At 41.7% G+C, this 22,725-nt stretch carries 20 protein-coding genes; 10 read left to right on the top strand and 10 right to left on the bottom strand.

The genetic code is table 11. The features are described from left to right. Nucleotides 1–339: 339 nt before the first annotated feature. From CDC33_RS04800 to CDC33_RS04790, 3 genes are all read right to left on the bottom strand, one after another. Nucleotides 340–1,440: an AI-2E family transporter gene (locus CDC33_RS04800; RefSeq protein WP_109007524.1), complete on the bottom strand. Its 1,101-nt coding sequence runs from the start codon at nucleotides 1,438–1,440 to the stop codon at nucleotides 340–342. Between the two features lie 204 nt (nucleotides 1,441–1,644). Further along, nucleotides 1,645–2,082 carry an NUDIX hydrolase gene (locus CDC33_RS04795; protein ID WP_109007523.1) on the bottom strand — a complete coding sequence of 146 codons (438 nt, stop codon included), beginning with the start codon at nucleotides 2,080–2,082 and terminating at the stop codon, nucleotides 1,645–1,647. 20 nt (nucleotides 2,083–2,102) lie between these two features. Continuing rightward, entirely contained in the window at nucleotides 2,103–2,570 is a 468-nt protein-coding gene (locus tag CDC33_RS04790) for a hypothetical protein (RefSeq protein ID WP_244919142.1), read from the bottom strand. A gap of 586 nt (nucleotides 2,571–3,156) precedes the next feature. Between CDC33_RS04790 and folD the strand changes: the two genes are divergently transcribed. From folD to CDC33_RS04775, 3 genes are all read left to right on the top strand, one after another. Next, nucleotides 3,157–4,071 carry a bifunctional methylenetetrahydrofolate dehydrogenase/methenyltetrahydrofolate cyclohydrolase FolD gene (gene folD / locus CDC33_RS04785; RefSeq protein ID WP_109007522.1) on the top strand — a complete coding sequence of 305 codons (915 nt, stop codon included), beginning with the start codon at nucleotides 3,157–3,159 and terminating at the stop codon, nucleotides 4,069–4,071. A gap of 124 nt (nucleotides 4,072–4,195) precedes the next feature. After that, complete coding sequence (gene crtE / locus CDC33_RS04780) at nucleotides 4,196–5,128, top strand: geranylgeranyl diphosphate synthase CrtE (RefSeq protein WP_109007521.1); 933 nt, start codon at nucleotides 4,196–4,198, stop codon at nucleotides 5,126–5,128. A gap of 270 nt (nucleotides 5,129–5,398) precedes the next feature. Next, complete coding sequence (locus tag CDC33_RS04775; protein ID WP_109007520.1) at nucleotides 5,399–5,854, top strand: divergent PAP2 family protein; 456 nt, start codon at nucleotides 5,399–5,401, stop codon at nucleotides 5,852–5,854. A 64-nt stretch (nucleotides 5,855–5,918) separates the two neighbouring features. On the opposite strand, the gene CDC33_RS04770 is transcribed toward CDC33_RS04775, so the two are convergent. Further along, nucleotides 5,919–6,611 carry a hypothetical protein gene (locus CDC33_RS04770; RefSeq protein WP_109007519.1) on the bottom strand — a complete coding sequence of 231 codons (693 nt, stop codon included), beginning with the start codon at nucleotides 6,609–6,611 and terminating at the stop codon, nucleotides 5,919–5,921. A gap of 490 nt (nucleotides 6,612–7,101) precedes the next feature. Between CDC33_RS04770 and CDC33_RS04765 the strand changes: the two genes are divergently transcribed. Next, a complete protein-coding gene (locus tag CDC33_RS04765) occupies nucleotides 7,102–8,085 on the top strand; it encodes a PEP-CTERM sorting domain-containing protein (RefSeq protein ID WP_109007518.1) in 984 nt (327 codons plus the stop codon). 191 nt (nucleotides 8,086–8,276) lie between these two features. Here the strand turns inward: CDC33_RS04765 and CDC33_RS04760 are convergent, their stop codons facing one another. The 3 genes from CDC33_RS04760 to CDC33_RS04750 all read right to left on the bottom strand — a co-directional run bounded on the left by CDC33_RS04760 (nucleotide 8,277) and on the right by CDC33_RS04750 (nucleotide 10,280). Beyond that, nucleotides 8,277–8,606: an MgPME-cyclase complex family protein gene (locus CDC33_RS04760; RefSeq protein WP_109012442.1), complete on the bottom strand. Its 330-nt coding sequence runs from the start codon at nucleotides 8,604–8,606 to the stop codon at nucleotides 8,277–8,279. A gap of 65 nt (nucleotides 8,607–8,671) precedes the next feature. Next, nucleotides 8,672–9,388, bottom strand: coding sequence for a nuclear transport factor 2 family protein (locus tag CDC33_RS04755; RefSeq protein WP_109007517.1), 717 nt, complete (start codon nucleotides 9,386–9,388; stop codon nucleotides 8,672–8,674). A gap of 166 nt (nucleotides 9,389–9,554) precedes the next feature. Continuing rightward, a complete protein-coding gene (locus CDC33_RS04750; protein WP_109007516.1) occupies nucleotides 9,555–10,280 on the bottom strand; it encodes a pyridoxine 5'-phosphate synthase in 726 nt (241 codons plus the stop codon). A gap of 368 nt (nucleotides 10,281–10,648) precedes the next feature. Between CDC33_RS04750 and CDC33_RS04745 the strand changes: the two genes are divergently transcribed. After that, nucleotides 10,649–12,085, top strand: a complete 1,437-nt coding sequence (locus CDC33_RS04745; RefSeq protein WP_109007515.1) for a phosphoglucomutase/phosphomannomutase family protein — start codon at nucleotides 10,649–10,651, stop codon at nucleotides 12,083–12,085. Between the two features lie 87 nt (nucleotides 12,086–12,172). Then, nucleotides 12,173–12,748, top strand: a complete 576-nt coding sequence (gene rdgB / locus CDC33_RS04740) for an RdgB/HAM1 family non-canonical purine NTP pyrophosphatase (RefSeq protein WP_109007514.1) — start codon at nucleotides 12,173–12,175, stop codon at nucleotides 12,746–12,748. Nucleotides 12,749–12,858: 110 nt separating this feature from the next. Here the strand turns inward: rdgB and CDC33_RS04735 are convergent, their stop codons facing one another. The 3 genes from CDC33_RS04735 to thiD all read right to left on the bottom strand — a co-directional run bounded on the left by CDC33_RS04735 (nucleotide 12,859) and on the right by thiD (nucleotide 15,237). Continuing rightward, the gene (locus tag CDC33_RS04735; RefSeq protein ID WP_012410794.1) at nucleotides 12,859–13,197 is read right to left on the bottom strand and encodes a P-II family nitrogen regulator; all 339 of its coding nucleotides are present in this window, start codon (nucleotides 13,195–13,197) and stop codon (nucleotides 12,859–12,861) included. A gap of 358 nt (nucleotides 13,198–13,555) precedes the next feature. Then, nucleotides 13,556–14,158 carry a hypothetical protein gene (locus tag CDC33_RS04730; RefSeq protein WP_109007513.1) on the bottom strand — a complete coding sequence of 201 codons (603 nt, stop codon included), beginning with the start codon at nucleotides 14,156–14,158 and terminating at the stop codon, nucleotides 13,556–13,558. Nucleotides 14,159–14,403: 245 nt separating this feature from the next. Further along, nucleotides 14,404–15,237: a bifunctional hydroxymethylpyrimidine kinase/phosphomethylpyrimidine kinase gene (thiD, locus tag CDC33_RS04725; protein ID WP_109012441.1), complete on the bottom strand. Its 834-nt coding sequence runs from the start codon at nucleotides 15,235–15,237 to the stop codon at nucleotides 14,404–14,406. 824 nt (nucleotides 15,238–16,061) lie between these two features. Between thiD and CDC33_RS04720 the strand changes: the two genes are divergently transcribed. From CDC33_RS04720 to CDC33_RS04705, 4 genes are all read left to right on the top strand, one after another. Next, on the top strand, nucleotides 16,062–18,899 hold the full coding sequence (locus tag CDC33_RS04720) for a choice-of-anchor D domain-containing protein (protein WP_109007512.1): 2,838 nt from the start codon (nucleotides 16,062–16,064) through the stop codon (nucleotides 18,897–18,899). Nucleotides 18,900–19,316: 417 nt separating this feature from the next. Beyond that, on the top strand, nucleotides 19,317–20,102 hold the full coding sequence (locus CDC33_RS04715; RefSeq protein ID WP_109007511.1) for an HAD family hydrolase: 786 nt from the start codon (nucleotides 19,317–19,319) through the stop codon (nucleotides 20,100–20,102). 338 nt (nucleotides 20,103–20,440) lie between these two features. After that, a complete protein-coding gene (locus CDC33_RS04710; RefSeq protein WP_109007510.1) occupies nucleotides 20,441–21,616 on the top strand; it encodes a DNA double-strand break repair nuclease NurA in 1,176 nt (391 codons plus the stop codon). A gap of 338 nt (nucleotides 21,617–21,954) precedes the next feature. Beyond that, entirely contained in the window at nucleotides 21,955–22,677 is a 723-nt protein-coding gene (locus CDC33_RS04705) for a TerC family protein (protein ID WP_109007509.1), read from the top strand. Nucleotides 22,678–22,725 lie beyond the last annotated feature (48 nt).

Raw genomic sequence — 22,725 nt, 5'->3', positions numbered from 1 at the left:
GTCAGTTAACTCAAGCCCCTAAATTTATTTATGGGGTTCAAAACTTTTGACTTTTGACTTCCCCGAAGGGGCTGACCCCTTTTTCAGCACTAAACCTGTTGGCAAATGAACTAGATTAGGTCTATCTATTAGCTATCAAATTATTGTAGAAAAACACGGTGGTCAACTACAATGCATATCTGCTTTTAGCCAAGGGACTGAGTTTCTTTGAATTCTTAACAAATTTAGGAAAGCTTACCGTAAAACTTGAGGGCAAAAAACAAGTAATAAGCAAAGAATAGACATTTTGATAAATAGTCAACATTGTCCATTTCTCTTAACTTAGAAATTGAATTTTAACTATAAGATTCTTGCTGTCTCACTTGTAATCTTTATCGGCTCTGTCACGATATCATCTATCTTGTTAAACTCGCCAGCTCGCCAGCTATCTGTTATATCCTTGATAAAACTGGCAATAGGAATCGCAATTAACAAACCCAGAACTCCTCCCAACTTTGCCCCCAAAAGCAAAGAAATTACTACCCACACGGGATTTAGCCCAGTCAAATTGCCAAGAATTCTCGGTGCTATAAAATTAGAATTAACTTGGTCGATCGCAACAGCTACACCTAAGACTTCAACTCCTAACCAAAAGTTTTGCAGCGCTACCAACAAACTTACTATAGCGATACCTACTCCTGTACCAAAGGGGAAGAGAGAAAATAAACCAATACCGATGCCAAAAAGTAGAGCTAAGGGAACTTGCAGGGCTAAAAACGCCAGTGTAATTGTTACTCCTAACACAGCTCCCAATGTTGCTTGACCGATAAAGTAATTGTGGAAATCCTCTCGAAGTAATTCCCGGACTCTTAACCCAATATTACGGGGAAGCCACTGAAAAACTCCGTCCCAAAGACGTTCACCGTTTAATATTAGGTAGATAGTTAGCACTACCGCCAGCAGCACGTTCAGCACAATACCAATGGTATCGACAGCAAAACCAAGAATTCTACCAGTGAAAGACTGAAGCTGGTTAGATAATCGTTCAAGAACTTGGGTAAATAAACCACTTAAATTAATCGGAAGTTGTTGTTGACTTAATGCCCAATCTTGGAAATTTTGCAACTGTTGAGTACCAGAATCAATCCAACTGGGCAATATATTAGCTAGCTCAACAAGCTGTTGGATAATCCGGGGAACCAAGGTGATACCTAAAGCCACTAAAACCACTAGAGTCAAAAGTAACACTCCGGCGATCGCTACGTTGCGTTTTACCCCTTGTTCTTGAAGAAACTGGATTGGATAGTTCAAGACAAAAGCTAGCAGGATGGCGGCGGCGATAACGCTAACTAAAGGTTGAAAGTATTGTATAACTTGGAGCAATAGCCAGCCGTTGAGAATAATAATCGGAAATGCCAATCCTAGAGTTAACCATCGCGGTAGTTTATTTGCTGATTGCATTAGTGATGACTCCACAAGAGTTCTAACTCTATTTTGGCTTTGATTTCGATTCATGAAAAATCATATAACCTATTTAAGAGATCGTGCTGCAATTACAATATACGCAAGCAAGGATAAACTAGTACGCCACGGCGTAAATAGAGCAACCATTTAAAATCCCTTAAGAGCTTATTTCATAATACTTTTGACTTTTACTTTACGGCACTAGGTTTGTTGCTTTGTCTGAATAAAATTCAACATGATTTTTTGATGCACATTCCCCAAAGGTCTCACCTCACCAGCGTTTTGTGAATAACAGCTACCTTGGTAAATATTTTCTACGGTCAATAATCCCATATCCCAGCCTTCATTCAAAACCAGTTGATTTAATTCCACCGAGAGTGGTGCATGAAAGACATGACGAACAACTCTTTCGTCGGTATAACAGCCAAATTCACCAAAGGGTGGTAAGGTATAGCCGATTTCTTCTAAAATTTCTCGCTTCACTGCTACCTCTGGTGTTTCACCAGGTTCGATATGACCACCAAATAGCCCCCAGTAACCAGGGTAGAGAATACCGGGGATGTTATCTCGCAGTTGCATGAGAAACTTATTTTTTTGGTAGAGAATTGCGATCGCTACATGTATCGGTTGATTATTCATGTCTTATTTTTAATTGCTAATTACTCTTCTTCTAAATAAACTTCCCCCAATTCTTTCCCAGCTAAAGGGATACTTCGGTAGCGAATTTTACCTTTAATCACCACTTGTGCCCCTTCGTTTAGATTTTTTTGATTGGTGATAACCCAAATTTTGCCAGTTGAGTCATTAATTTGATAAGCCCACTGCTTTATCAAAGGAGCTTTCTTCTCCACCTTACCTTGGATGTAAACTGTAGCCTTATTGTCTTGTTCTGGTTTAATTTCTCGAATTGGGGTGACATTAGTACCAATTGTAAAATTAGTCCCATTCAAGCCAGACGAGGTTAAACTACCACAACTACAAAGTCCTACCACTAATAAAAAAATCAACCCCAGGCGGTAGGAAACAATACTGTGTCCGTACAAGAACGGAAGAGACATTCTCGTTTGTTGCATGAAAGCCACCGATTGAGCAAATTTTTGCTTCACTGCTTGTGTCGCCAGTTTCATCAGGTCTGTTCCCATCTATACTATTCTCTGCACTTTCAGAAACCCACTCTTAACTGAGCAAAAAATGTTCTGAATTTCATCCTTAACTCTTTATTCTTCAGATAACGCCATTGATCTGAGAAAATAAAGATTATGGATTCACTGTGAGAAAAACGCTACGACACCAATTAAGAGGCAGGGAGCAGGGGGCAGGGGGCAGGGGAAAAATAGTTACTTCTGACTGCGAACTTTAAACTTTTAACTCCTAACTCAGCACTCAGCACTAAAAAAGGGGGCAGGGGGAAAGAAAGACTTGTTGCATCGGTGAGAGGTTAAGGTTATAGAGCTTTTGTCAATAAGCAATAGTACTTAAAAATTTGGGAAAAATGAGGCTAATCAACAGAATTTTTGGGCTAGCGATCGCGTCATATTTAAAAGGATCACTCGTTCTTGCATCAAAATTCAGTATCAAGCTTTATTTTATACTCACTTTTTTAGAAAATTTTCAGCAGAGTTACTAATTGACAAAAATGAGTTTGTCTTAACCTCTCACGAATGGACTTGTTGCAAGTATTTTGACAAAAGGCGAATATAGCTGGGAATTCTCATGGAAACAAAAACTGCCAAACTCCTTGATGGTAAAGCAATAGCAGCAAAAATTCAGCAAGAACTTTCTGTTGCCATTACACAATTACAACCAAAAATTGGGCGATCGCCTGGTTTAGCAGTACTAATGGTTGGCGATAATCCAGCTTCAGCTGCTTATGTTCGTAATAAAGAAAAAGCTTGCGCTAAAGTTGGGATCGCTTCTTTTGGTAAGCATTTTCCTGCCCAAACTACCTTTGAGGAGTTAGAAGAGGTCATCGCTGCACTAAACCACGATGAACGGGTGGATGGCATTCTTGTGCAGCTGCCCTTACCTAACCACTTGGATGCTGTAGCTCTGCTACATCAAATTGATCCCGATAAAGACGCTGATGGACTGCACCCAGTTAACTTGGGGCGACTAGTCCGGGGAGAAGCCGGTTTACGTAGCTGCACCCCGGCTGGTGTAATGCGGCTTTTAGAAGAATATGAGATTTCTTTGCAGGGAAAACAGGCAGTAGTAGTGGGACGCAGTATTTTGGTGGGTAAACCAATGGCACTGATGCTACTAGAAGCTGATGCCACAGTCACGATCGCTCACTCGCGATCGCATGACCTCAAAACCATCACCCAAAATGCTGATATTCTAATTGCAGCAGTAGGCCGTCCCGGACTAATCACTGCTGATATGGTAAAACCGGGCGCTGTTGTGGTAGATGTGGGAATGAATCGCGTCACCGATGCTAGTGGCAAAAGCCGTTTAATTGGCGATGTCCACTTTGAATCAACATCTGCTGTAGCAGAATTTATCACCCCCGTTCCTGGTGGTGTTGGCCCTATGACTGTCGCCATATTGTTGCAAAATACATTTGCCAGCTATTCCAGGCGGCAAGAGAAAAAAGTGAGGAGTGATAAGTCAAAAGTTAAGAGTTATTAATCCTAACTCCTGTACAGAGGCGATTAATCGCGTCTCTACTTCTAATTCTTCATTTTTTCAGCGCCACAGCACCTTAAAATTGTGACGTATAAGACAAAAATCCCAAAATGTCAGGAATTTAAGAATGGTAGCAACTGATAACGTTCAAAAGACACCACCAGAGGAAGCCACATTTAACTTAGCAGCTTATCTGAAAGAACGACAAAAGCTTTGTGATACTGCTTTAGATCAGGCTATCCCCATCATTTATCCAGAAAAGATTTATGAGGCGATGCGCTACTCGTTATTAGCTGGAGGCAAGCGTGTACGTCCTATTCTTTGCCTTGCTACCTGTGAAATGATGGGTGGCACTATCGAAATGGCTATGCCAACGGCTTGTGCTGTGGAGATGATCCACACAATGTCTTTGATTCATGACGATCTGCCAGCGATGGATAATGACGATTACCGTCGTGGAAAGCTGACAAATCATAAAGTCTATGGCGAAGATGTGGCGATTTTGGCTGGGGACGGCTTATTAGCACTCGCTTTTGAGATTGTTGCCCTTAAAACCCCCCAAAGCGTTAACAGAGAGCTAACCTTGCAGGTAATTGTTCGTCTTGGTCGGGCGCTGGGCGCAGCTGGTTTGGTCGGCGGTCAAGTTGTCGATTTAGAGTGTGAGGGGAAATCAGATATTTCTCTAGAAACCCTAAATTTCATTCATAGACACAAAACATCCGCCCTTCTGGAAGCTTGCGTAGTTTGTGGCGGCATTATCGCTGGAGCATCAACTGAAGATGTGCAACGACTAACCCGTTATGCTGAAAATATTGGGCTAGCATTCCAAATCATAGATGATATTCTGGATATCACTTCTACAAAAGAGCAGTTAGGTAAAACGGCTGGTAAAGACCAACAAGCGAAGAAAGTGACCTATCCTAGCCTTTGGGGACTTGAAGAGTCTCGCTCAAAAGCCCAAGAGTTAGTTAAAGCAGCTTGTGCAGAACTAGAACCATTTGGAGAGAAAGCTAAATCACTCCAAGCGATCGCTCATTTTATCATCAGCCGCAATAACTAGTGACGCTTTGGATAATTCCTAATTCCTAAGCGTTTTATTGATTTGGAGTGGGTGGTTGATTGATGCCATGCTATACTACACCGTCTAGCGAAATTCAAAATTCACTCATATCAAAATCCAAAAAGTTTATCAGGTAAGCTTTTAGGTGAATTTGAATAATTGGTCTGTTTCCACCGTAATGTACTAGGTTAATTTTGGATTTTGGGTTGAATCTAGATGTTTCCTCAACCAACAACTGCTGCTAATATTTACTAACCTAACCAAAATACCATGCAGGACATAGGCAACATTTTAGACAACCGGGTGCTGCTGGTTGCTCTAATAGCTTGTTTAATTGCTCAAGCCCTAAAGCTCGTAGTCGAGATCGTCAAACATCGCAAACTGAATATACGTGTTTTGGTGACAACCGGAGGTATGCCCAGTGCCCATTCAGCTTTAGTTACAGCTCTTGCCGCAGGTGTAGGGCAAACACTCGGTTGGGCATCTCCTGATTTTGCCGTTGCGATGATTTTTGCCATCATCGTCATGTATGATGCAGCCGGAGTTCGCCAAGCGGCTGGTAAGCAAGCTCGTATCCTCAATCAAATGATTGATGAATTATTTCATGAAAAACCAGACTTTAGCCAAGACCGTCTCAAGGAATTACTCGGACATACACCAGTTCAGGTAATAGCTGGGTCGGCTTTGGGCATAACCATCTATTGGTTAGCTAGGTCTGCTTATTAGTCAATAGTCCACAGTCTACTGTTTATTAACCAATGACTAATGACTAATGACTAATGATTAATGACTACAACCGTACAGTTGAACGCAGCAGAATTACCTTACGACTATCTACTATACTGGCAACAAAACCGCCATTGTTCAGCTTCTGCAAGGTGTTGTATGCTTCAGTTTGGTTAGTTGTATAAACTGCCAACAAGTAAGGGCGTTGTCCATAAGAAACAAAACCTACGTTCCCTCCCACTACTTGTTGCACACTATTTACTAGTTCTGGACGGTTGTAATAATCTACTAGCACTGCATAACCTTCTCCTAATGCTTGAGGATTATAAACTGTCTGCTGAGGCTGCTGTAGCTGTGCCTGTGGCTGTAGTTGTGCCTGTTGCTGTGGCTGCACGTCTGGCGTTGTTGGTCGCGTGGTAATGATGGCAGACAAGCCAACAATATTGCTGACATACCTTGCCCATCGATTAGCATCATCAATTTTGTTAAAGCCCCCTATCCGTGTCACAGTTTCGTTGAGATATTTACAGGTAATCGTTTTCAGTTCCGGTGGTAAAGCACTACGCAACTGCTTTTGATTATCTGCTGTTGGGCTGACTACTAATAAAAGATACTCACCCGCAGTTGGTGGTTGACAAGGAGGAATGGTTTGTTGGGCAAAAACAGTACTCATGCCATCAATCAACCCTGCGTAAGCGAAGCTCATCGTAGACATCGCTAATCCTAAAACACTTGGTAAAATCTGAAATCTATGCACAAAAGTTAGATTATGTAAATTAAGGTGTCTTAGAAGATTTTATAAAAAAATATTTTGTTTCCCCAAAATAATATAGCACTTGTCTCTACGTAGTAATTGATTGACCATCGCCCTTTTGGTATTTTGCGACTAGGGAATTGGTGCGGCTGTTTTATTTTTGGTGAGGGTATGGTGAATTTGCTTCTTGAGATAATCTGTGGTAGCTTTATGAAAAATAAATTACGGTTTTTCGACGGTAAAACCGTAATTAATGTCACTACCCTAGAGAAAAAGGCTTTTATAGCTAGGTAGTCTCGATATTTTCCATAGGTTAAAAAGCTAAATCAGCAATCGGACAAAGAGTTCTGCTAAGACTTAAACCATTGCTATATAAGCTTTTTGTCAATATATTTTTAATTTTTAACTACCAATTAACTTATACTTCTGACTGTAATGCTATTCTTTAATCCTATGCTTAATAACAGCCCATAAGAGTAGATAAATCAGTCGTATGTTGAACAAATACCTTAAACTAGTTCTTTCGTCTGCCTTACTCGTTACTATCGTAATTACTTTTAGTGAAAAGGCTAAAGCTCAAGTTTTCGTGAACGATACTTATACCGACGGTGGCCGTACTAATGGTGTTGATCCGTTAGATATTTCCTGGTTTGAAATTTCATCAAATTTTTATCAAACAGTTTCAACTCCTCCTCAAATTCAATTAGACGTAGTTAACGATCCAATTCTTGGGACTGGAAACGCTTTGAACCTTGACACTCCCTCTTTTGTTAGCTTTAACTCTTCTTTTCTTCCTGCTCACTTTGCGCTTGGAACTTTTGCTCCCGTTAGTTTGGGGAATAATATAGGCGATGCCCTTGATTTAAGCTTTGATTTTCGCTTCACTACTGAGCCTAGTCTTTCTAGCACTTCTGCTGAGTTTCCGCAAATTCGTGGTAGTGGTTTGCGTTTTGGTTTATACAACTCTGGTGATACACCTGTCACGACTGATATTTTAAATTCACTTGTTGGCAGTAGCACTCCCATCGAAGATGACGGTGGTTATTGGGTGTTGTCTGGTCTAGCTGTTACCAAATCACTGGGAATTAATAAAGAAAACTTCGACTCTGGGGATAGCATTACTGGTGGTGATGGAAATGTTCCGTTAGCATTAACTACCTCTGTACCTACTATTAACGACACAGCACCTCATACTGCAAACCTCCTTCTCGAACGCTTAACTCCGCAATTAGTTCGACTAACTGCATCAGTTGATGGTTTTTCTATAGAAGCATCTGATTCTGGTTCTGGGATCATTAGCTCTTTTAACGAAATTGCAGTCAGGAGTGTTTTCAGTAACCTTGATGTCAACATCGACAACGTGGTACTCCAAACGCATACAAATACCTCAGTTCCAGAACCGTCTACTAATATTGCAATTTTCGGCTTCGGTCTAGGTTGGCTATTAAAGCGGAAGCTCAATCGCTTCATCAATTGAAGACATTACATTCATTGCACGTCTATCCATGAGGGGTTATCCGGGCATCCTCACCCCTAAACAGTATGCAGCAATTACTCTTGATGCTGTCAGCAAGAAACTGCATTTATCAACTCAATCAAGCGAATGGGTGATGAGGAAGGCAAAGGGACAATGAGATAACGAGAATAACCCAATGCCCCATACCCAGATTAGGAAACAGTAGCAAGCGATGCCAATGCATCGGGTATTGTCTCAGAAGGAGCTTGGAATTCACCAGTGATGACGTACTCTAAACGCAGTTTTAACCAAGTAATAAATTGGGGATTAGTAGAAATAATTGCTACTGCTGGTTGAGGACACTTCGCTTTTAGCTCTGTAAACTGCGGTGTTTCTAAGAAAGCTGGTTGTTGAACCAACCAAAAATCTATTTGTTTTTCTTGTTCGTGGTAGTGGCGGGTGCGTTCTTTGAGAACTTCGTGTGTTGGTTCTTCATCGAGAAGAAATTTTTTACTAGCCAAAACGTAATAATATGTTTGCATTTTCATCCTCTGGTTACTATGTGAATAATTTAAGGGCACAGTACTGCACTCTGTACCCCTAAAAACTAACTCTTGTGCTTCTTGAACCAAGAACTGAACGGACAAGCACTTCCCTGCTTTTGGGGATTTATCTGTTTGCCACCAGATGTTAGCTTTTCCAAGAACAAATTATTGTCGAAGTAATGTTCCAAAGAAATAACCTTCAAGTCATCGGTAACTTTTGCAATGCTCATGCCGATAATTTCTACTGTCTCTCCAGTAGGTGCATGGCCTTTGTATTCTCCTTTAAAATGTCCCCAATGCCGCCATTTGAATGTGACATTTGGTGGCCCTGAGAAAACTTCCAGCACTTCCCAAGGAAATCCTTGGGGAAATGTTGTGTGGAAGACTTTTGCGGATGATTCAAAGCTTTCTTCTGAAGCCTTGTAGTGTTCTGAATCAGCCATAAATAAATTGTAAGTACCTTGGGCTGATAAATCTGCTGCTGTGTACTCGACTCCGCCATTGGTACTTACACGAAACTTGTCATTCACAATAGATAACCACTGTTGCGGGTTAGCTTTAAAGGATACCTCCATCTCGAAGGTTCGTACCAAGTTTTGCACGATCGCTTCCAGTGTACCTTCAAGGTGATTATAAGTACTTTCTTGAGCGAGATTCTCTTTGGAACGTGAATAATCAGGCGGTGTCTGATAGCGCCACTCGACATCAGTGCTTTCTGCTATCACCTTATCCCGATCCTGTACCCAAAGCGGCAGGTTGTTAGACTGTGTTGCGCTCATAGAAGTTTTTGTTGAAGGTTTGCTCTCAATTTCTAGATTTCGCAGTAGACAACCCTCTTTTAAGATGTGGGAGTGGGGAGATGAGGGAGTGAGGGAAAAGAATTAATAATCAATGCCCAATGCCCGATGCCCAATGCCCAATGCCCAATGCCCAATGCCCTATTCCCTATTCCCTACTCCCTCTTATAGCTTGTTTCATCTCGCGGACTGCCCTTTCTATACCTACTAATGCTGCCCGACTGATGATGGTATGACCAATATTCAGTTCTTCCATACCTGGAAGCGCAGCTACCGGATAGACGTTCCAGTAGGTGAGTCCATGACCAGCGTTGACTCGCAATCCAGCTTGAATCGCTTGTTCACACCCCTTAGCTAATATGGCTAATTCTCGCTGGCGATTGGTTTCATCTTTAGCCTCAGCATATTGTCCGGTGTGCAATTCAATAAATCGCGCCTGCACCTTGACAGATGCTTCGATTTGTGATGGCTCGGCGTCAATAAATAAACTAACCGGAATATTAGCGCTTTGCAATTTATCGACTATCTCACCTATTCTAGCAATTTGCAGGGTAATATCTAATCCGCCTTCTGTTGTGACTTCTTCGCGCTTTTCGGGGACTAAAGTTACATAATCTGGTTTGATATCGAGAGCGATCGCTAGCATTTCATTTGTAGCGGCCATTTCTAAATTAAGATGCGATCGCACTGTTTCTCGCAATATACGCACATCTCTATCTTGGATATGCCGCCGATCTTCCCGTAGATGCACCGTAATTCCATCTGCACCCCCTAATTCTGCCAGCACCGCCGCCGCCACAGGGTCAGGTTCCACTGTCCGCCGTGCTTGCCGGATGGTGGCGATGTGGTCAATGTTAACGCCAAGTGTAGGCACCCCAAATTTCTCCCAAATCCACAGTCCTCAGAATTTGATTTTACCGGAAATACTGGTCTTACATCGCGAAGTAGTCAAGATAATTGATTATTTGGTCAAAGCAAAGACTAAAAGCAGAAAGCACAGCAGTGAAGTTATGCTCTGCTTTGGTAAAGTATCAAAGATTCATTAATGAAGTTCTAATAGGATTTAAACACAACTTAAAACAATGTCTGCAACAGTATAATTCTGGGGCGATCGCACTTCTAGAATGCACAAGTTTGCCCAATTTACTGTTAATTATTAGTACATATTATTACTAGATTCTTTTTTTACTTTGTACACTGTATAAATGCTAGAATCCTCAAGTAGACAGTTAGGATACTTAGATGCCAGTTGTAGCTAACTCAATCAAGTTTGGTACAGACGGCTGGCGGGGCATCATTGGTGACGAGTTCACCTTTGAACGCCTAGCCCTGGTCGCGCCAGTTGCCGCAAAAGTATTATATGATACATATTTTCCTACGGTGGGTAGCCGGACAATAATTGTCGGTTATGATCGCCGATTCATGGCCGAAGATTTTGCTCGTGCTGTTGCAGATACTGTCACCTCTGTCGGATTTGATGTGCTATTGAGCGAAAACTTTGCCCCAACCCCAGCTTATAGTTGGGCAGCAAAACAACTCAATGCTTTAGGGGCGCTGGTGATTACAGCTAGCCATAATCCTGGTAAATATTTGGGGTTAAAAGTCAAGGGTTGTTTTGGTGGTTCGGTGCCGCCAGAAGTCACAAAAGAGATCGAAGCGCAGTTGTCGGTTGGAGTCCCATTAGCAGCTACTCCAGGGAAGCAAGAGAAATTTGATCCTTGGCCCAGTTATACCCAAGCATTAGAGGGTAAAGTTGATATTGCCAAAATTCGAGAAGCGATCGCATCAGGCAAATTGACTTTATTTGCCGATGTTATGCATGGCGCGGCGGCTGGCGGATTGGCGAGACTACTAGGCAATCAAGTCAAAGAAATCAACTCAGAACGCGATCCCCTATTTGGTGGTGGTGCGCCGGAACCGTTGCCTAAATACCTTTCAAAATTATTTGAAGTCATCAAAACTCACCGAGAAACAGATAAATCAGGTTTAACGGTGGGGTTGGTATTTGATGGAGACTGCGATCGCATTGCGGCTGTAGACGGGGAAGCCAACTTCTTGAGTTCTCAAGTCTTAATCCCAATATTAATCGACCATTTAACCTTGCGGCGCGGCTTTAAGGGTGAAATAGTCAAAACTGTTAGTGGTTCCGACTTAATGCCCCTAGTAGCAGCACTACATAACCTGTCAGTATTTGAAACAGCAGTTGGTTATAAATACATCGCTGACAGAATGTTAGTTGCAAAAGTGTTACTGGGCGGCGAAGAGTCGGGAGGCATTGGCTATGGCAGCCATATACCCGAACGTGATGCACTGCTGTCAGCATTATACGTTTTAGAGGCGATTGTAGAATCTGGTTTAGATTTAGGTGAGTATTACCGCTACTTGCAGAAACAAACAGGGTTTATTTCTGCTTACGATCGCATTGATTTACCCTTAGCAAGTATGGAAGTGCGATCGCGTCTTTTGCAACAACTGCAAACTCAACCCTTAACAGAAATTGCCGGGTTAGCAGTGATTGATTGCCAGACAATTGACGGCTATAAGTATCGCCTCGCTGATAAAAGCTGGTTAATGATTCGATTTAGCGGTACTGAGCCAGTTTTACGCCTCTACTGCGAAGCCCCGACAATTGAGCAAGTACATCAAACTCTTGCTTGGGCAAAACACTGGGCAGAGTAAAATTAGTGAGGAGTTGAGAGTTAAGAGTTAGGAATTAATTAACTTATAACTTATCACTCCTAACTCCTAACTAATAATTTGTAATTCATGACATTACTCGTAGTAGCTACAGGAAATCCAGGTAAGTTGCGGGAAATGCAAGCTTATCTGGAAAATTCTGATTGGGAATTAACCCTCAAACCTGAAGATTTGGAAATTGAAGAGACAGGCGAAACCTTTGCCGCCAATGCTTGTTTGAAAGCATCACAAATTGCTCAAGCTACAGGAAACTGGGCAATTGCTGATGATTCTGGTTTGCAAGTAGATGCTCTAAATGGCGCACCAGGGGTATATTCTGCACGTTACGCCAAAACCGACTCAGAACGCATTGCTAGGCTATTGAGAGAATTAGACAACGAGGTAAATCGACAAGCTCAATTTGTTTGTGCAGTAGCGATCGCTCGTCCTGATGGTGCGATCGTATTAGAATCTGAAGGTATTTGTCGCGGCGAAATTCTCTATGCACCGCGTGGTGATGGTGGTTTCGGCTACGACCCAATTTTTTATGTGCAAGAGTTGCAATTGACCTTTGCTGAGATGACACGGGAGCTGAAAGGGTCAATTAGCCATAGAGGCAAGGCTTTTACAGCTTTACTTCCACAGCTAGAGAAAATTAAGAGTTAGGAATTGGGAGTTTAGATTTATGAATTTTACTAAATCATTACTCATTTAGTCTTGATTCACAAATCATAACTCCTGTACAGACGCGATTAATCGCGTCTCTTATAACTTTTTTAAACTGCTTCTGTGTTCTTTTCGCCGGTGCGAATCCGAATCACTTGCTCAACAGGCGAGATGAAAATTTTACCATCGCCGATTTCACCAGTGCGGGCAGCAGCAATAATTTTATCCACCACCATATCAACTTGATTGTCATCAACAACGATTTCCACTTTGAGTTTCTGTAAAAACTCAACAGTGTACTCAGAACCGCGATAACGTTCAGTTTGGCCTTTCTGCCGTCCGAATCCCCGGACTTCAGAAACAGTCATGCCGACAATACCAGCATTAACCAAGGCAATTTTTACCTCATCTAGCTTAAATGGGCGGATAATAGCTTCTACTTTTTTCATCTTTTTGACTCCTGACTTTTACTAGCTTCGTTTATATATCTAACCAGATCCTTTGTCTGAAGCTGTAACTAGCAGTGCTTTTCCTAAAATATATGTAATAATTACCACTTTTTGAAAGTGTAGATGCTTTGCTTGAGGGTTTGGGATATGAAAAGCGGCAAGGATTTATTAATTAGATAATCTTTAAAGTTGTAACATAAAGAAGTTGCTGTCAATTTAGCATTTTATGTAGCTTTTATAACCTAAAAATAAATAAATTCCGCCATTTAGCAGATATGCTCAGATATTTTAGAGAATGATTGCAGAGAAATTGCTCGGTAGCTTGAAAGCTTGGTGCTGCTGACTGTGGGAGTGCCAACTAACGTTTCTGATGTTCAAACAAGGGACGCACAACGAAATATCCAGCACTAAAGGCAGTAAGCATGATTAACAATATGGTGATAATTAACCACCAGCCATTAAGTTCCTTGGCATCTGGCTCAGTAGTGGGATAATAACTTACTTGTTGCTCTTCTATATAAACTGGTTCTGCTATCGGAAAATTCATTTCCATTACAGGTGGAGAAAAGTCTTGGCGGCTTTTTTTGGGTGGTGTTTTGGGAGTTACGGGTGGATGCGACCAATACTGCTGAGGTGGACGCGCTTGTGTTACTGGCACTTTAGCGGCATTTTTAAAATCACTAGAAGTTTGAGGAACTTGCTGATAACCAGGCGCAGTATGGGAATCCACAAACTTTTGCAAATGAGAAAAAGACTCAACAACTTTGGTAATTTCTTGGCGTAATAGTTGATTTTCTTGTACTAATTGCTGATTTTTGGTGGTAAGTGCATGTAGCTTCGCCTGTGTTGCTTGCAACTCTGTTGATAATTCCCTATATACAAAAAGTGGTACAGAGGGAGGGGAGGCTTGAGTAGTCGGTGTTGGCGAATTCCTGTGAACTGAACCTATGGTTGTTCGCATCGGGGACTTGGTATTAAAAATCAAAGTAAGTAGGTCGTACAGAGATGCTAACAAAGATAGTCAGCCCTGAAACTATGCCCAAGAATAATAGAAAAATGCCGAAAGAGCAAAGATTTATTGGGAATTGGGAATTGGGGATTGGGGATTGGGGATTGGGGATTGGGTACTAAGAAAACTTTTCTCTAGTCCCTAGTCCCTAGTCTCTAGTCCCTAGTCCCCAGTCCCTAGTCCCTAGTCCCTAGTCCCTAGTCCCCAGTCCCCAGTCCCCACAATGGGAAGAAATGTCCTACAGGGCCTTGCCCTTCGCCAATATCTAAGGCGTAAGTGAGTGCAGTAGTTACATACTTCTTTGCCTCTTGCACTGCCTGCCACAAGCCTTGTCCCTTGGCCAGATTAGCAGCGATCGCAGCCGATAGTGTACAACCAGTACCGTGGGTATTTTTTGTCTCTACCTGCTGGCAAGTCAAAACTTCCAACTTGTCCCCATCAAACCAGATATCAACACCACGTAAATCTCCCTGCATACCTCCGCCCTTGACTAAAACAGCCTTCGTCCCTAAAGTCTTGTGAATAGTTTCAGCAGCAGCTTGCATATCTTCCAAAGAATTAATTTGTAAACCGCTTAAAATCTGGGCTTCGTAGCGATTCGGCGTGATTATAAGCGCCTTGGGAATCAGGGCATGGCATAGAGTCTTCACAGCATCATCATCAATCAATTGTGCCCCTGTACGTGAAACCATTACCGGATCAACTACTAAATTATTGATTTGTAAAGCTTCCACCTGCTGGGCAACAGCAAAGATAATTTCCTGATTCAGCAACATTCCCGTTTTGGCAGCTTGTACGCCAATATCCTCAACTACTGCCTGAATTTGCGCCACAACAGCCTCTGTTGGCATGGCATCAACCCTTTTCACCCCTAAAGTGTTTTGTGCCGTGATGCAGGTTATAGCGCTAGTACCGTGGACACAGTGAAAAGCAAAGGTACGTAAATCGGCTTGAATTCCTGCACCGCCACCGCTATCTGAACCAGCAATAGTCAAAGCAACGGGTATTCTGGAGTTTATTTGAGTGTTCATATTATGAAGATTAAGTAGGTTGGCATTATCAAACCAAACTATCTCAAAGAAAGATTGATGAACTAGGCCAAAACCTTCTTCTTTCCAGCTTCTTTTGCGATCGCAACCACAAAGATTTACGATAACCTGACTTAAAAGTGCTGTTAGGGGTAGCGGGACGTTTAGTAAAGAAGGTATCTCTTCTTCAAAAATTTTTCGAGAAACTTCATCAAAACCTTGCACAAAGCGCTCTCCACTGCCATATCACTCTGAAAATTAACAGGACTCCAGCACGACATCTCCATAAAAGTTTTGGCTTTGTTGTAAAAAAAATAACTATATTCCGAATATTCACTGATTCTGATCTTCTATGTAAAGGTTAATTTTAATACATGAGTTCACAACCCTTAGTTACACCGCTTACAACAAGTTCGACCAAGTTGTTACATTAGTTCCCTTTAAGTTAAGGGGTAAACCTACTAAAGTTTCAACCAATTCAACTTTGACCACTGAATAAAACGCAGAGATGACAGGAAACGTCTTTGGCTTTGCGCTGCCTTGTCTGCGTGCAAATTGCCCGATTACCCTCAATAAAACACTGACGATTGACGGTATTGACATACCTACTTTAACCATCAACGGTTAGTAGGATAAAAATTTTCAGTTTTATAACAGTTTTGCTAAAAAAAACGCGATTTCAAGTTGCGATCGCCTACGCCATCGCACAACTGCGACTGCCTTGAAAAAGCCAGATAAATGACCCATTCAAATAACTACTTAGCAACATAGTTTGTTGCTGAAAACGTACTACCAATTCCCCTTATAAATATTAGGAGTTAAGTCTCATGGCTGGCAAAACATATTACGTTTCTGGAACAGGCGATGATAAGAATGATGGCTTGAAACAAGGAGAGGCATTTCGCACCCTCCAAAAAGCTGCGGACTTAGTGCAGGCAGGTGATACTGTCTACGTCATGAATGGTACTTACACAAACATTTACCCTAATATCCTGAGTATTTCAGATAAGCACGGTACTGCTAGTGCGCCGATTACATTTACTGCTTATCCAGGACACACACCTGTTTTAGAAGCACACACAAACAATTGGAATGCTATCTCAATTACAGGCTCTTCTTATATAGTCATTAATGGGCTGAAGCTCGTGGGAGCACGAGATGAAACTACATTAGAATATGCGCTCGAGCATAAAGATAATTTGAGTAATCCAGCAACATCTGGGAATGGTATTCACATTACATTCATTGATGATGACCAAAAGATACGTTCACATCACATCACAATTAGCAATAACAACGTTTCTAAGTTTCCAGGAAACGGGATTGCAACAGAAGAAGTAGACTACATTACAGTAAAAAACAATATTGTTTCTGGAAATGCTTGGTACTCACCTTTTGGAAACCAAGGGATTACAATGCTTCACCTTTGGAATTCCGATAACAACGTAACAGATTATAAAGTAGTTATTGAAGGTAACACCTCTTTTGATAATAAACAATTAGTTCCTTGGGTTAATGCAGGAAAAGTAACAGAGGGTCATGGAATAATGCTTGACACTGCTTCTGTTGAAAATGTTGCATACCAGGGCAAAGCCTTAATCAGTAATAACGTAGTTTACAACAATGGTGGCGCAGGTATTCAGATTTTCAAAGGAGAAAACCCTGTAGACATCGTGAATAATACAACTTACCAAAATTCCCTTGAACTCTCAGCCGGAGAAATTTTCATTAACAGCGCTAAAAATGTTCGGGTTGTTAACAATATTATGTATGCGTCTGGAGAGTCTGCCAGTTCTATTGCTAATTCTAGTAATTATTCATTTGACAATAACCTTGCTTACAACGGAGTTCTTAAAGGTACAGGATCAGGAAATATATTAAACAAAGACCCGTTGTTTGTTAATGCAGCGAATGGTGACTTTAGGCTCAAACCTGGAAGTCCAGCAATCGACGGTGGTTCCAATGCTTTCAATAGCATCACAAAGAACACTCCCCTAGATGGCAATGGCGACGGCAGTGTATTGATTGATATTGGCGCATACGAAGCCCCTACCAATAAGACTCCTAGCCCCGAAATTGAAGTTCTTGATGGCACAGTTGACATTGCAGATAACAGCACTACCCCCATTAACTTTGGCGAGGTGATTGCTGGCAGCACCGTGACCAAAACTTTTACCATTAAGAATACAGGTATAGCTGCACTCAACCTGAGTAATCTCAGACTCCCCGACGGCTTTAGTTTGGTAGGAACTCTTCCATCTACTGTGGCTGCCAAAACTTCGGCGAATATAACAGTGGCACTAAATACCACCACTGGCGCAACCTACACTGGCAGCTTCAGTTTAACCAACAACGATAGTAACGAAAGCCCTTTTAACTTTGTTATTAGTGGTAAAGTTAATGCTCCCGAAATTGAAGTTGTCAATAACAAAGTTGATATTGTAGATGGCAGCACTACTCCCATTGACTTTGGCGACGCCGATTTCGGCAGCACTGTATTTCAAACTTTTACCATTAAGAACACAGGTAAAGCTCCACTCAACCTAACTAATCTCGAACTCCCCGACGGCTTTAGTTTAGTAGGAACTCTTCCAGCTACCTTGGCAGTTAATAATTGGGCGAGTCTAACGGTGGCACTCAATACAAAAACACCTGGAACATACGGTGGCAGGTTCATTTTGAGTAATAACGATCCTAACGAAAGCTCCTTTGATTTTGCCATTAAGGGTAAAGTTCAGCCCGCTCCTGCCCCCGAAATTCAAGTTCTCAACGGTACAGTTGACATTGCAGATGGCAGCACTACTCCCATTGACTTTGGCAACGTCACTTTCGGCAGCACCGCTACCAAAACTTTCACCATCAAAAACATCGGTACAGCTACGCTCAATCTAGGTAATCTTACACTTCCCGACGGCTTTAGTTTGGTAGGAACTCGTCCATATAGCTTGGCTGCCAAGGATTCGACGAATATAACAGTGGCACTCAATACAAATATACCTACACCTGGAACATATTCTGGCAGTTTCAGTTTGACCAACAACGATAGTGAGGAAAGCTCCTTTAACTTTGCCATCAAAGGCACAGTTAAACCCCCTCTTGCTACTGAAATTTATCTTCTCAATGGCACTGATAGTTCTGAGTACTTAAAAGGCTATGCCCCATCTAACAAGATTTATGGGTTTGGCGGTAACGACAACATTGTAGGTAATCTAGGAAATGACCAACTATTCGGAGGCGACGGAAACGATACTCTCTGGGGAAATGAAGGTAATGACCTGCTCTATGGCGATAGCAGCAATGACAGGCTTTTGGGTGATAACGGTAACGATACACTATTTGGTGGTATCGGCGATGACCAAATATTCGGTGGCGCAGGCAATGACTGGCTTTATGGGGGCTATGGTAAAGATGTACTTACAGGGGGCTATGGCGCTGACACCTTTGTATTGGCTTTAGATGAGGGCACGGACTCCATTACTGACTTTGAAATAGGTAAGGACAAACTTGCATTGTCAGGTAGTCTCCAGTTTGGTCAATTGTTGATACAGCAACAAGGAAGTCAAACCTTCATTATGAATAGTTCTGATAATCAAGTGTTGGCGAAGTTGGATAATGTCACTGCAAGTATACTTTCGGCTCAACCTTCTACTTTTATCACGATTTAGTTTGTGTCTTTTGATAACCAAGCTAGACAAAGAAGATTTAATATTCAGCAACTAAATTGTTTGCTAGGCTACCCTACACCCTATCTTTGTAAAGGGTTGCGTTTAAAAACTGGCATTAGTCTGTTGAAGTTCTCCCTGACCTTTTGGTACAGGGATTTTAATTATCACTAATTAGGTTTTCTCTTTCATTGAGTTCCTTGCAAGTGTGAGTTCTAGACGAAGTACCCAAAGGGGTACTGTTGAGAAGCAAAAGGTCGAGGTGCTTTGGAGTCATGAATACAATGAAAAGTTACTCGGTTGGGAGTGCTAAAGCGATCGCCTGTAATCATCCAGACTATTTTTTCTGCCTACAGTTGTGATACAACAAATCATTGCTAGTTCAGTTAAGCTGGCAACAGCAGTTTCATCCTCAAAACAATGGTAGCAAGTAGTCCCACAATTTTAGCCCTAGACTTTGATGGAGTCATATGCGACGGACTAATTGAATATTTTGAGGTAGCATGGCGTACCTACTGTGAAATTTGGTCTTTTGCTAACGACACACCACCAGATGATTTAGCTTTAAGATTCTATCGCCTACGACCTGTAATAGAAACAGGTTGGGAAATGCCCGTTTTAATCAAAGCCTTGGTAGATGGAATTCTTGATGATAAAATTCTTCATGAATGGGCAAGCATCGCCCCAAAACTTTTGTTAAACGACAAGCTGCAAGCAAAAGAAATTGGCGCGAAACTAGATAAGCAACGAGATGAATGGATTACCACAGATTTAGATGGTTGGCTAAGTCTACATAGATTTTATCCAAGTGTAATAGAAAAAATCAAATTAACTATTGACAGTGGAGTTGATCTATACATTGTGACAACTAAAGAAGGGCGTTTTGTCCAACAATTGTTACAACAAGAAGGAGTGAATTTACCAGCAAAATCAATTATTGGCAAAGAAGTCAAGCGTCCTAAATATGAAATTTTGCGAAATTTAAAGCAGGAAGCAGAAAATAAGGCAATTAGTCTCTGGTTTGTAGAAGATAGACTCAAGACTTTGCAGTTAGTCCAACAACAAGCAGACCTTAAAGAGGTGAAACTCTTCCTCGCAGACTGGGGTTATAATACCCAAGCAGAAAGAGAAGCCGCCCAAAATGATCCGCGAATTCATCTGTTATCACTGTCTCACTTTTCCAAAGATTTCTCTGCTTGGCTTTAAATACATGAAATACGTTGCAATAATCTCTTGATACCTTTACCTTAAAAGGGCTTGTCATTGTCTAGATTTCTGTAATAGTCAAATTGTTTGTTGCCTTTTTCGATATCCCGCCAGGAACTTAAGTTCCTGGCTGATAACCTAAGTCCACTCAAGTGGACTGAAATCATTTATTTAGTCGTTTGAAGAGAACTTTAGTTATTAGCTTCGGAATTTATTCTGAGGTCAAATGGTAACGAAATGGGATAGATAGCAAAGATTAGAAACCAGAAGCTTACGTTTTTCGATTTAGGTGAAATAATAACTCATAACGATTCACTCCTCACTTAGCACTTACTTTTATGCTTGACCTTACAAAACTAGCGCGACAAATGCAGGGTTTAAGTCAGCATCTTACTTTAGAAGCTGTTGCCAGTCGTCAGCGTTTAGAATTGGCGCAACAACATCTAAAAAATGCTTACGAGTCTCAACAAGATTTAATTGATCGCCAGGAAAAATGGCGCGATCGCATTCTCTTTGCTAATGCTACCCCAATTGAGCCGTTAGAAACCTGCATTGATATCCCAGTTCCCCCCAAGATACATACTGTCATCGCTACCGATGGTTCCCAAATTGCCCCCAACCATCACGAAATTGCTTATTGTTATCTCCTAAATATCGGCAGAGTCGTATTACACTACGGGCAAAATCGCCATCCATTACTTGATAGTTTGCCAGAGGTATTTTACCGTCCAGAGGATTTATACATGTCTCGGCAGTGGGGAATTAGAACCGAAGAATGGATGAGTTTTCGCCGCACTGCTTCAGAAACAACGGTATTAGCAGAACTTGCATGTGCAGCGAAAGGGGAAGCACCAGCATTGGCGATGGTAGATGGTTCCTTAATTTACTGGTTCTTAGAACAATTACCAATGGATGCACGCGATCGCATTTTACCCCCAATCCTGGAAGCTTGGCAGCAGATGCGTGATGCTCAAATTCCGTTGATGGGCTATCTTAGCGCCTCTCGCAGCATCGAAACAATGAACTTTTTACGGTTGTTAGCTTGTCCTCATCCAGTACCAGACTGTAAAACTTATTGCCCAAATCAGTTAGAAAAAGTAGCTTGTAAAATTTTTGAACAGTTGCGAGATACTTCTGTTTGGGCAACCCGACTCAAACCAGGACAACGCAGTACCCTGTGGCGCAGTAATTCCCCAATTATCGAACTCTACGGAGATCAAATCATTTACTTTTGCTATGTCCACGTTGGTACCGAAATCGCTCGGATCGAAGTTCCAGCATGGGTAGCAGAGAATGTAACTATATTAGACCAAGCATTGGGGCTAATGCTAGCACAAGTCCAAAAAGGATATGGCTACCCAGTAGCGATCGCAGAAGCCCATAATCAAGCAGTAGTTAAAGGTGGCGATAGAACGCGTTTCTTTGCCCTCCTCGAACAACAAATGATTAAAGCTGGTTTGAAAAATGTGGGAACTTCCTACAAAGAAGCCAGAAAGCGCGGCAGTATTGCTTAGGAACTTCTAGAGTAATCTATTTAAGATCCAGTTAGCCTTTAAAGATACCGATCTTAAAAATGGCGATCATAGCCATCCGAATTTTTGTTCTTATATTCTAATTTTAGATGCGAACTTACAGTAGTCCATTGCGATCGCATTCACTAGATGTTAAAACTTTGGGTGTATTGACTTATACGCAAATTACCCCACTCATATTACGATCACACACATTCAATCCTCTTCAAAATCCAGCACAAGCACGTTAAGCTGGATTAGAGTGGCAATTTATTGCGATTTTTAATATATAAATCTCTGTTCTTGTCAAATTTTAATTTTTTCTGCTTGAGAAACCCGGAATGCTAGACCGAATTTTTGATTACCTCGACTTTCATTTCAGCATTGAAGCCCCAATAGTTCTGCTGATCTTGGTGCTTTTAGAGGCGCTGTTATCTGCCGACAATGCCATCGCCTTGGCTGCGATCGCAAAAGGGTTGGAAGACAAGGAACTTGAGCGTAGAGCTTTGAACTTTGGTTTAGTCGTTGCTTATGTGCTGCGAATCAGCCTGATTCTCACTGCCACTTGGGTACAACAATTCTGGCAATTTGAATTATTGGGCGCTGCTTATCTGCTGTGGTTGGTATTCCAACACTTTACCTCAGAAGAAGCCAAGGACGATCACCATCACGGGCCGCGTTTTAATTCATTGTTGCAAGCGATACCTGTGATCGCATTTACAGATTTGGCATTTTCTTTGGATAGCGTGACAACTGCGATCGCAGTTTCTCAAGAAAAATGGCTAGTGCTGACGGGTGCAACAATTGGTATTATCACGCTGCGATTCATGGCGGGATTGTTTATCCGTTGGCTAGACGAATATGAAAACCTAGAAGACGCAGGCTATATAACTGTGGCCTTGGTGGGTTTACGCTTGTTGTTGAAAGTGGTGAACGATAGTTTTGTTCCACCAGAATGGATCATGATTGCTGCGATCTTCCTGATTTTAGGCTGGGGATTTTCCAAGCGTGTTGGCACTGAATTGCCCCAAGTAGAACCAGAAAAGAGCGAAGTATCTAAATAAGTGAGAAGTCAGGAGTCAGGAGTCAGGAGTTATTAATTTTCAACTCCT

Source organism: Nostoc commune NIES-4072 (genome assembly GCF_003113895.1).
Lineage (GTDB): Bacteria > Cyanobacteriota > Cyanobacteriia > Cyanobacteriales > Nostocaceae > Nostoc > Nostoc commune.
Note: the sequence above shows the minus strand (reverse complement) of the source record. Positions and strands in the feature narration are given on the sequence as shown.